Here is a 9,522-nt window from a genome sequence, read left to right as displayed (position 1 = left end):
CTCGTCGCGTCGGATGCGCAGGGCCTCTTCGGTCTGTCCCCTTTGTGAGAGGATGTCGGCGATCTTGCCCATGGTGACGGCGCGCGAACGCACGTCGCCCAGGCGTTCGTAGACGGGGAGTTCCTCGTCGCGTCGGATGCGCAGGGCCTCTTCGGTCTGTCCCCTTTGTGAGAGGATGTCGGCGATCTGGCCCATGGTGACGGCGCGCGAACGCACGTCGCCCAGGCGTTCGTAGACGGGGAGTTGCTCGTCGCGTCGGATGCGCAGGGCCTCTTCGGTCTGTCCCCGTTGTGAGAGGATGTCGGCGATCTTGCCCATGGTGACGGCGCGTTCGCGCGCCATTCCCAGGGCTTCGAACTGCATGGCGGCTTTCAGGAGCAGCCGTTCCGCGTCGTGGGTCGCGCCCCTTTGGGCGAGGCGGTCCGCCCAGTCTGCCGCCGCCATCGCCCGGACGCCGGGATCGCCGTCGGTCACCGCCACGGCGCGCCGCAGCAACGCGTCCTGCGCCGCGCCGTGGCCGAGGCGCCCGGCGCATTGGGCGGCGAGCCGCAGCAGCGGCAGGCCCGGCGGCGTGGCGGCGCCGTCCAGAAGGCCCAGCGCGTCCGACAGCAGGGACCACGCCTCGCTCGCCGCCAGCGCCTCGTGGAACAGGTGGGTGCCGCCGGCCAGCGCGGCCGCGGCGACGAGATCCGCCGGCCCGCCGGCCAGCACGGCCAGCCGCGCCAGCTCGGCGCTGCGCGGGTGCACCGGCGGGGCCTTGCCGTCGGACAGCCAGGCCGCGCGCAGCGGCGGGACCGCCGCCGTGCCCAGCGTCCTCTCGTCCACCGCGGCGAGCGGCGGCGCCAGCGGCCGGGCCAGCGGGTTGACGGCGGCCTCCAGCCCGTCGCGGCCGGCGCCGTAGCGGTCCAGCAGCCCCAGCCCCTGGAGGCGGTCGACGGCGCGCTCCGGCGCGGCGACGCCGGCGGCCCGCCCCACCGCGACCAGCGCCGCGACCGGCACCGGCAGGCGGAACAGGGTGGCGGCGGACAGCTGGGCTGTCTCGCTTGGGGTCAAGGTGTCGCGGAAGGCCTCAAGCGACACCCGTTCGAAGAACTCCGCGGCGGCGCTGCCGTCCGCCGCCTCCCGGCCGCTGGCGAGCCAGCCCTCCACCGCGGCGACCGCCCGCGTCGCCGCGTCCAGTCCCGCCGCGGCGTCCGCGGGGGACAGCAGCGGCCGGGTCAGGATCTCCTGAAGGCCGGGATTGCCGCCGGCCGCCTTGGCGATTCGCGCCTTCAGCGCCGCCACCGCGGCGTCCTGGCCCTCGGCGCCGCGCCGGGGGGCGCCGCCCTGGCCGGCGAGCCGTTCGGCGGTGCGCATCTGCTTGGTCCGTTGGGCCTCGTCCATCGGCGGCAACGGGATCGCGGTCAGCCGCGCCGCCAGATCGTCGCCGCGGGCGTCGGTCAGCACGAAGCCGTAGCGGCTGGTGATCAGCAGACGGGAGCGGGTGGCGCGGCCGGCGTCGCGGAAGGCCGCGATCACCGCGGCCATCGCCGCGGCGTGCTCCGGCGTGGCGAAGGGGGTGGCGTCCTCCCCCCGTTTCGGGTCCGCCAGGATGCGCTCCAGGTCGTCGACGATCAGCAGGATCGGCCGGGTGCCGCCGGTGCCCGAGAACGGCCCCCTCAGCCAGTCCTGCAGCACCGGCTTCAGGGCGTCGGGCGATGCCATCACCACCGCCGCGTGGGTGGCGACCGCCTCGCGCTGCCGGTCCCCGGGCAGGGCGTCCACCAGGGCACGGAACACGCTGTGGGCGTCGTAGGTCTCGAAGACCACCACCACCGCGTGGTGCTCGTGGCGGTTGGCGATGCGTTCGGCAAGGCTGGACTTGCCGAGGTTGCCCATGCCCTGCACCAACACGCCGGCCGTTCCCCGGGTCCAGGCGCGCAGTGCGGCCTGGATGGAGCGGCGGCGGCCGACGAACTGGTCCGGCGTCGCCACCGGCACCCGTTCCCCTCGCTTGTCGAGATAGGCCTTGTCGGCGCGCGGCGGAAACGGCCGGGTCGGCCGGTCCGGGTCACACAGCGCCCCACCGCCCTGGGGTCCCAGCCACACCCGCGCCAGATGCCAGTGGCGGCCGGCGGCCGTGTCGGCGGCCGGGCGTTCGGTCAGCAGCGTCCGGCGGGCCCGGGCGGCGGCGTGGACGACGCTCTGCCCACCGGCCAGTTCCCGGTAGAACACGGCGGCGAAGCGGGTGGCGTCGGCGTCCTGCACCGACCCGTCCCAGCCCAGGGCGTTGGCCACCCCCGCCCGCACCAGGTCCTGGGTAAAGGGGGCGGCGCCGGACCGGCCCGGCTCGGCGGTGCGGCAGGCGGACAGGAACACCAGCCGTGGCTGACGCGCCGAATCCCCGAACGCCTCGCAGAGTTTTCCGGCGCCGACCCGGTCCTCGCCACCCTCCGGCGTCTCCAGCAGCAGGACCGGGCCATCCGCCCCGATGTCCCCGTGCCCCGTCAGGTGCACGACGTCGCGGCGCCCGCCCTGGCGCAGCCGCAGCTCCAGCCCGGTGAGGCTGCCGCTTTCCTCCACCGCGAGATGGGCGTTGAGGTCGCGGGTCGCCTCCAGGAAGGCGACCTCCTCCCACTCGTGATCGAGCGGCCGCTGTCCATCCACCTCGGCCGCCATGAACAGCACCGCGATGTCGCCGTGGGCCGGCGGCTCGGGCGTTGCCGGGGATCCCAGCCGGCGGGCGACCAGGAAGGGGCGCACCGCGTCGGCCGCCAGCAGCGCGCCGCCCGGCGCCAGCACCTCCCACGGCAGGTCGAGCAGGGCCTGGGCGCCGGCGTCCGGCCGCAGCGGTGCCGCCACGTCGAGCGACACCGGGCCGGCGCCCGCGTCGAGGCGGCGATCGAGCCAGCCGTCGCCGTGGTTCAGCAGGGCGGCGATCTCCGCGCCGATGGCCGCCAGCCGGCCGTCGTCGGCGTTCGCACGGACCGCGGCGTCGTAGGCCCGGGCCCAGGCGGCCAGCCGCGCCGTGCCGCCGGCGCCCAGGGGCTTGTCGACGGTGGCGTGCGGGTCGTCCAGGTCCTGGCACCGGAGGGCGTCGCCGATCCGGTCGATGCGCATGCGGGGCATGGGCGCCAGCCTCCTCTCCCGTCCCGTGCCGGCGCCGGGGGCGCGGACAACCGGAGAAAAGCATAGGGCGGCACGGTTCCTCTGTCACGTGCCGTGGGCGCCGCGCGCCCGCCGCGCCAGCGCCTCGCGGCCGATCGGGATCGGCCGTCGGCGGCGCGGGTCGGCACCACCGTCCGGCCGGTGGCGGACGGCGCCGTTCCGCAGCCGTGTCGGTGCGCCGCGTCGGTGGTCCCCCGGGGTCACTCCGTCCCCCAGTCACTCTGCCCCCGGGTCACTCTGCCCCCGGGTCACTCTGCCCCCGGGTCACTCCGCCGCCGTCGCCGCCTCCTCGACCTCGGCGTCGATGCCCGGCGAGGCCAGGACCACCGCGCATTTGTGCTCCAGATGGGCGCGCAGCTCGGCGGCCAGGCGGGGCGCGTCGCGGCGGGTCAGGGCGTCGAGGATCTGCTCGTGCTCGCGCACCGCCTGGTCCCAGCGCTCGTGCCCCATGTTGGCCATGTAGCGCACCCGCCGGATGCGGGTCGACAGGGTGGCGTACATGGTCGACAGCACGGGGTTGTCGGCGGCCGCCAGGATGGCGGCGTGGATCGCCTGGTTCAGGCGGAAGTACTCGCGCCGGTCGCGCCGCGCGTGGGCCGCCAGCATCTCGTAGTGCAGGGCCTGGATCTCGGCCACCGCCGCCTCCGACACGCGCTGGCAGGCCAGCTCCCCCGACAGCGCCTCCAGGGCGCCCATGACGTGGAACATGTCCTGGATGTCGCGCCGGGTCAGGCGGGTGACGCGGGCGCCGCGGTTGGGCAGCAGCACCACCAGCCCCTCGTTGGCCATCACCTTGAGGGCTTCGCGCAACGGCGTGCGGGAGATCCCGAACTGCTCGCACAGCTCCCGCTCGTTCAGGCGCTCGCCGGGGCGCAGGGTTCCCTCGACGATGAGGTCGCGCAGGCGGGCCACCGCCTCCACGTGCAGGCTGGGCCGGACGATGCGGGTCACCGTGCGTCCTCCCCCCCGGTCCCGGCCCCGTCCAGGGCCCGGGCCAGCAGCACCGCGACGTGCACCGCCTCGCGCCCCGCGCCATGGGCGATCTGGTGGCGGCAGCTGGTGCCGTCGGCCACCACCACGTCGTCCGGCCCGGCCTTGCGCACCGCCGGCAGCACGTCCAGCTCGCCCACCGCCATCGACACCTCGTAATGCTCCGCCTGGTAGCCGAAGGCCCCGGCCATGCCGCAGCAGGTGGCCTTGACCGTCTCCACCGTCAATCCCGGAACCAGCCCCAGCACCCGCTCCACCGCGCCCATGGCGCCGAACGCCTTCTGGTGGCAGTGACCATGCAGCAGCGCACGGCGGTACGGAAGGCGCTTCAGGGGCAGCGCCAGGCGCCCGGCCGCGCGCTCGCGGTCGAGGAACTCCTCCAGCAGCAGGGCCTGGGCCGCCACCGCGTCGGCGTCGGGGCCGGGCAGCACCGCCGCCAGCTCGTCGCGCAGGGTCAAGAGGCAGGACGGCTCCAGCCCGACCACCGGCACGCCGCGCCGCACGTGGGGCAGCACGGCGGCCAGCAGCCGGCGCTGCTCGGCCCGCGCCGCGTCGACCATGCCGGACGCCAGGTAGGTGCGCCCGCAGCACAGCGGCCGCCCGCCGTCGGCCGGTGTCGCGATGTGGACGGTGCAGCCGGCGGCCGCCAGCACCGTGAGCGCGGCGCGGGTGTTGTCGGCCTCGAACCAGCGGTTGAAGCAGTCGGCCAGCAGGACGACCTCGCCGCCGCGGGGTCCCGTGCCGCCCGCCGGCGCCGCCTCGTCGTCGCGCAGCGGCGCGGGGTGCCAGCGCGGCAGGGCGCGCCGCGCCGTCAGGCCGGTCAGCCGTTCCGCCAGCGCCGCCGCCCCCGGCACCCGGTCGCGCAGGGCGAGCAGGCGGCCCAGCCGCGACGCCAGCGGCGCGTAGCGCGGCAGGTGGGCGACCAGCCGGTCGCGCAGGGAGAGGCCGTGGCGGCGCCGGATCTGGTGCAGCACCTCGACCTTCATGCGGGCCATGTCGACGCCGGTCGGGCACTCGCGCCGGCACCCCTTGCAGCCCAGGCACAGGTCCATGGTGGCGCGCATGGCCTCGGAGGTCAGGGCGTCGGCGCCGAGCTGGCCGCTCAGCGCCAGGCGCAGCGCGTTGGCGCGGCCGCGGGTGACGTGCACCTCCTCGCCGGTGGCGCGGAAGGACGGGCACATCACCCCGGGCTCGGCCTTGCGGCAGGCGCCGTTGTTGTTGCACATCTCCGCCGCCCCCAGGAACCCGCCGGGCCAGGCCGACCAGTCCAGCGCCGTCTCGACCGGCAGCCCGGCGTAGCCGGGCTTGAAGCGGAACAGGCTGCGGTCGTCCATGCGCGGCGGGTCGACGATCTTGCCGGGGTTGAACAGGCCGGTGGGGTCGAAGGCCGCCTTGACGGCGCCGAAGGCGGCGGTCAGGCGCGGGCCGTACATGGCCTCGTGGAACTCCGAGCGGACCAGCCCGTCGCCGTGCTCGCCGGAGTGGGAGCCCTTGTACTCGCGCACCATGGCGAAGGCCTCCTCGGCGATCGCCCGCATGGTGCGCGCCCCCAGCTCCTGCTTCAGGTTCAGCACCGGGCGCACGTGCAGGCAGCCCTCCGAGGCGTGGGCGTACCAGGTGCCCCGGGTGCCGTGCCTGGCGAACACCGCGCTGAGGCGCTCGGTGTAGTCGGCCAGATGCGCCAGCGGCACCGCGCAGTCCTCGATGAAGGAGACCGGCTTGCCCTCGGTGCGCATGGACATCATGATGTTGAGGCCGGCCTTGCGGACCTCCCAGATGGCCGCCTGGAAGGCGGGGTCGACGGCCTCGACGACCCCGCCCGGCAGGCCGAGGTCGGCCATCAGCTCGACCAGCGCGGCGAGGTTGGCGATCTCCGCGTCGCGGTCGTCGCCGGCGAACTCCACCAGCAGCAGCGCCTCCGGCTCGCCCGTCACCGCAAGGTCCATGGTGGCGCGGAACAGCGGGATGTCGCGCCCCAGGCGGATCATCGTGGCGTCCACCAGCTCCACCGCCGCGGGCTTCAGGGCGACGATGGGGGCGGCCGATTCCATGGCCTTGCGGAAGGTCGGAAAGTGGCACACCCCCAGCACCTTGTGGCGGGGCAGGGGGGCGAGCGCCAGCTCGATGCGCTCGAAGAAGGCCAGCGTGCCCTCCGACCCCACCAGCAGCCGGGCGAGGTCGGGCCGCGGCCCGCCCAGCCGGTCCAGGTTGTAGCCGCCGACCCGGCGCTGCACCGCGGGGAATCGCGCGGCGATCTCCCCGGCCTCGCGGGCGTGCAGGGCGGCCATCGCCGCCTCCAGCGCGGCGTGGCGGCCGGGTGCCGCGGCCTCGGCCGGGGCGTGCCCGCCGACCAGGCGCAGCGCCGTGCCGTCGGCCAGCCGGGCGTCGATGGCGCGGACGTTGTCCACCATGTTGCCGTAGCGCAGCGACCGGGTGCCGCAGGAGTTGTTGCCGGCCATGCCGCCGATGGTCGCCTGGGCCGAGGTGGAGACGTCGACCGGGTACCACAGGCCGAACGGCTTGAGGTGACGGTTCAGGGTGTCCAGCACGATGCCCGGCTGCACCACCGCGGTGCGCGCCGTGGCGTCCACCGACAGCACCCGGTTCATGTGGCGCGAGGTGTCGACCACCAGCGCCGTGCCCACCGTCTGGCCGCATTGGGAGGTGCCGCCGCCGCGCGGCAGCACCGGCACGTCCTCCTCGGCGCAGATCGCCAGGGCGGCGGCCACGTCGGCGTCGTCGCGGGGCACCAGAATCCCCACCGGCTCGACCTGGTAGATCGAGGCATCGGTGCTGTAGCGGCCGCGCGCGAAGGCGTCGAACAGCACCTCGCCGTGCACCGCGCCGCGCAGCCGGCCGGCGAGCGCGCTGTCGCCGATCCGGCCGGCGGCGGCGGCGAAGCGGCGGGCGGGGCGGGCGTCGAGCGGCATCGGTCCTCTCCGGAATGACGGTTGGGTGGGCGGATGATCAGCGTAGCAGTTTGCATGCAAGATGCAACGGCCGGACCCGGGGCGGCGGCTCAGACCAATGGCATAGGCCGATCTCCGTGGGGCGGGGGGCCATTTCGCGGTTGCCGTTTTGCGTTTTGCATGCAAAATAAAGATCAGCAACACAAACAAACATTCGGGGAGGACCCACCGCGATGGCCCATCGCAGCGGACGGCATTTCCTGCAGATCCCCGGCCCGACCAACGTGCCCGACCGCGTGCTGCGGGCCATGGACCGGCCGACCATCGACCACCGCGGGCCGGAGTTCCAGCGCCTGGGCGCCGCCCTGCTGGAGGAGATCCGCCCGGTGTTCGCCACCAAGGGGCCGGTGGTGATCTACCCCTCCTCGGGCACCGGGGCGTGGGAGGCGTGCATCGTCAACACGCTCTCCCCCGGGGACCGGGTGCTGATGTTCGAGACCGGCCATTTCGCCACCTTGTGGCGCAACCTGGCGGGCAAGTTCGGCATCGAGTGCGAGTTCGTGCCCGGCGACTGGCGCCACGGCGTCGACCCCGCGGTGGTGGAGGGGCGGCTGGCCGAGGACCGCGGCCACGCCATCAAGGCGGTGATGGTGGTCCACAACGAGACCTCCACCGGGGTGGCCAGCCGGGTGCCGCTGGTGCGCCGCGCCATCGACGCCGCCGGCCACCCCGCGCTGCTGCTGGTGGACACCATCTCCTCGCTGGGGTCCATCGACTACCGCCACGACGCGTGGGGGGTGGACGTCACCGTCGCCGGCTCCCAGAAGGGGCTGATGCTGCCGCCGGGGCTGGGCTTCAACGCGGTGTCGGAGAAGGCGCTGGCGGCCAGCCGGAGCAACCGCCTGCCGCGCTCCTACTGGGACTGGGAGGACATGCTGAAGGCCAACGCCGGCGGCTTCTTCCCCTACACCCCCGCCACCAACCTGCTCTATGGCCTGCACGAGGCGGTGGCCATGCTGATGGAGGAGGGGCTGGCCAACGTCTTCGCCCGCCACGACCGCCACGCCGAGGCGACCCGGCGCGCCGTGGCCGGCTGGGGGCTGGAGGTGCTGGCGGCGGATGCGGAGGAGTATTCCAGCTCGCTGACCGCCGTGGTGGTGCCCGAGGGCCACGACGCCGACGTCTTCCGCCGGATCGCGCTGGAGCGCTTCGACCTGTCCCTGGGGACGGGGCTGGGCCGGCTGGCCGGCCGGGTGTTCCGCATCGGCCACCTCGGCGACTTCAACGACCTGACGCTGGCCGGCACGCTGGCCGGCGTCGAGATGGCGCTGGCGGCGTCGGGCATCCCGCACCGGGCCGGCGGCGTGCAGGCGGCCATGGCCTATCTCGAGCACGGCAGCAACCGCCAGCCCGCGGCGGCGTCCGCGGCGGCGGAGTAGGGGGGGCGGCCGCGCCGCCGAAGACAACGAACCATAAAGGGAGGAAAGGACCATGCTGAAACTGTTGGCCACGGCGTTGATCGCCGGCACGTTGGCGGCGGGGAGCGCCGCCGCCCAGACCGAGATCAAGCTCGGCCACGTCGGCGAGCCGGGCTCGCTGTTCGACCGCTCCGCCCAGGCCTTCGCCAAGGTCGCCAACGAGAAGCTGGGCGACACCGCCAAGGTGGTGGTCTACGGCTCCAGCCAGCTCGGCGGCGATTCCGAGATGCTGAAGAAGCTGAAGCTGGGCACCATCGACCTGGCGCTGCCGTCGACCGTGATGTCGTCGGAGGTGCCGGCCTTCGGGCTGTTCGAGATGCCCTACCTCGTCCAGGATCGCGAGCACATGGCGCGCATCCGCGACGAGATCGTCATGCCGATCCTGGCGCCCCTGGCGGAAAAGGACGGCTACCGCATCCTCGGGGTCTGGGAGAACGGCTTCCGCCACATCACCAACAACCGGCGCGCCATCGTCAAGCCGGCCGACCTCCAGGGCATCAAGCTGCGCACCCCCAAGGGGGTGTGGCGGGTGAAGATGTTCCAGGCCTACGGGGCCAACCCCAGCCCGCTGGCGCTCTCGGAGGTGTTCGTGGCGCTGCAGACCGGCGTCATGGACGGCCAGGAGAACCCGTTCGCGCAGATCTATCCCTCGCGCTTCCAGGAGGTGCAGAAGTACCTGTCGCTGTCCGGCCACGTCTACACCCCGGCCTACCTCACCGCCGGGCGGAGCTGGAGCCGTCTCGATCCCGCGGTCCAGACGGCGCTGGCCGAGGCCGCGCGCGCCGTCCAGCCCACGGTCTACGAGATCGCCGCCGGCCTGGACGAGGAGCTGCTGGGCAAGCTGAAGGAGGCGGGCATGGCGGTGAACGAGGTCGACAAGCAGGCCTTCATCGACGCCAGCACCGGCGTCTACAAGGACTTCTCGACCGAGGTGCCGGACGGCAAGGCGCTGATCGACAAGGCCCTGGGCCTCGCCAAGAAGTCGTGACCCGGCCGGG

At 74.2% G+C, this 9,522-nt stretch carries 5 protein-coding genes; 2 read left to right on the top strand and 3 right to left on the bottom strand.

What is annotated here, in order from left to right:
• The 3 genes from AC6H2I_RS27470 to AC6H2I_RS27460 form a co-directional block, all read right to left on the bottom strand.
• Positions 1-3,108: CHAT domain-containing protein (locus AC6H2I_RS27470; protein WP_497503965.1), on the bottom strand; the 3,108-nt coding region annotated here is incomplete at its 3' end.
• A gap of 303 nt (positions 3,109-3,411) precedes the next feature.
• A complete protein-coding gene (locus tag AC6H2I_RS27465; protein ID WP_497503964.1) occupies positions 3,412-4,098 on the bottom strand; it encodes a GntR family transcriptional regulator in 687 nt (228 codons plus the stop codon).
• Positions 4,095-7,067: an FAD-binding and (Fe-S)-binding domain-containing protein gene (locus AC6H2I_RS27460; protein WP_497503963.1), complete on the bottom strand. Its 2,973-nt coding sequence runs from the start codon at positions 7,065-7,067 to the stop codon at positions 4,095-4,097. Before AC6H2I_RS27460 ends, AC6H2I_RS27465 begins: the two co-directional genes overlap by 4 nt.
• Before the next feature lie 212 nt (positions 7,068-7,279).
• On the opposite strand from AC6H2I_RS27460, the gene AC6H2I_RS27455 reads away from it, so the two are divergent.
• Positions 7,280-8,485 carry a pyridoxal-phosphate-dependent aminotransferase family protein gene (locus tag AC6H2I_RS27455; protein ID WP_497503962.1) on the top strand — a complete coding sequence of 402 codons (1,206 nt, stop codon included), beginning with the start codon at positions 7,280-7,282 and terminating at the stop codon, positions 8,483-8,485.
• 52 nt (positions 8,486-8,537) lie between these two features.
• Positions 8,538-9,512 carry a TRAP transporter substrate-binding protein gene (locus AC6H2I_RS27450; RefSeq protein ID WP_497503961.1) on the top strand — a complete coding sequence of 325 codons (975 nt, stop codon included), beginning with the start codon at positions 8,538-8,540 and terminating at the stop codon, positions 9,510-9,512.
• The last annotated feature ends 10 nt before the right edge of the window (positions 9,513-9,522 follow it).

It is taken from the genome of Azospirillum sp. NS33, from assembly GCF_059703765.1.
Note: the sequence above shows the minus strand (reverse complement) of the source record. Positions and strands in the feature narration are given on the sequence as shown.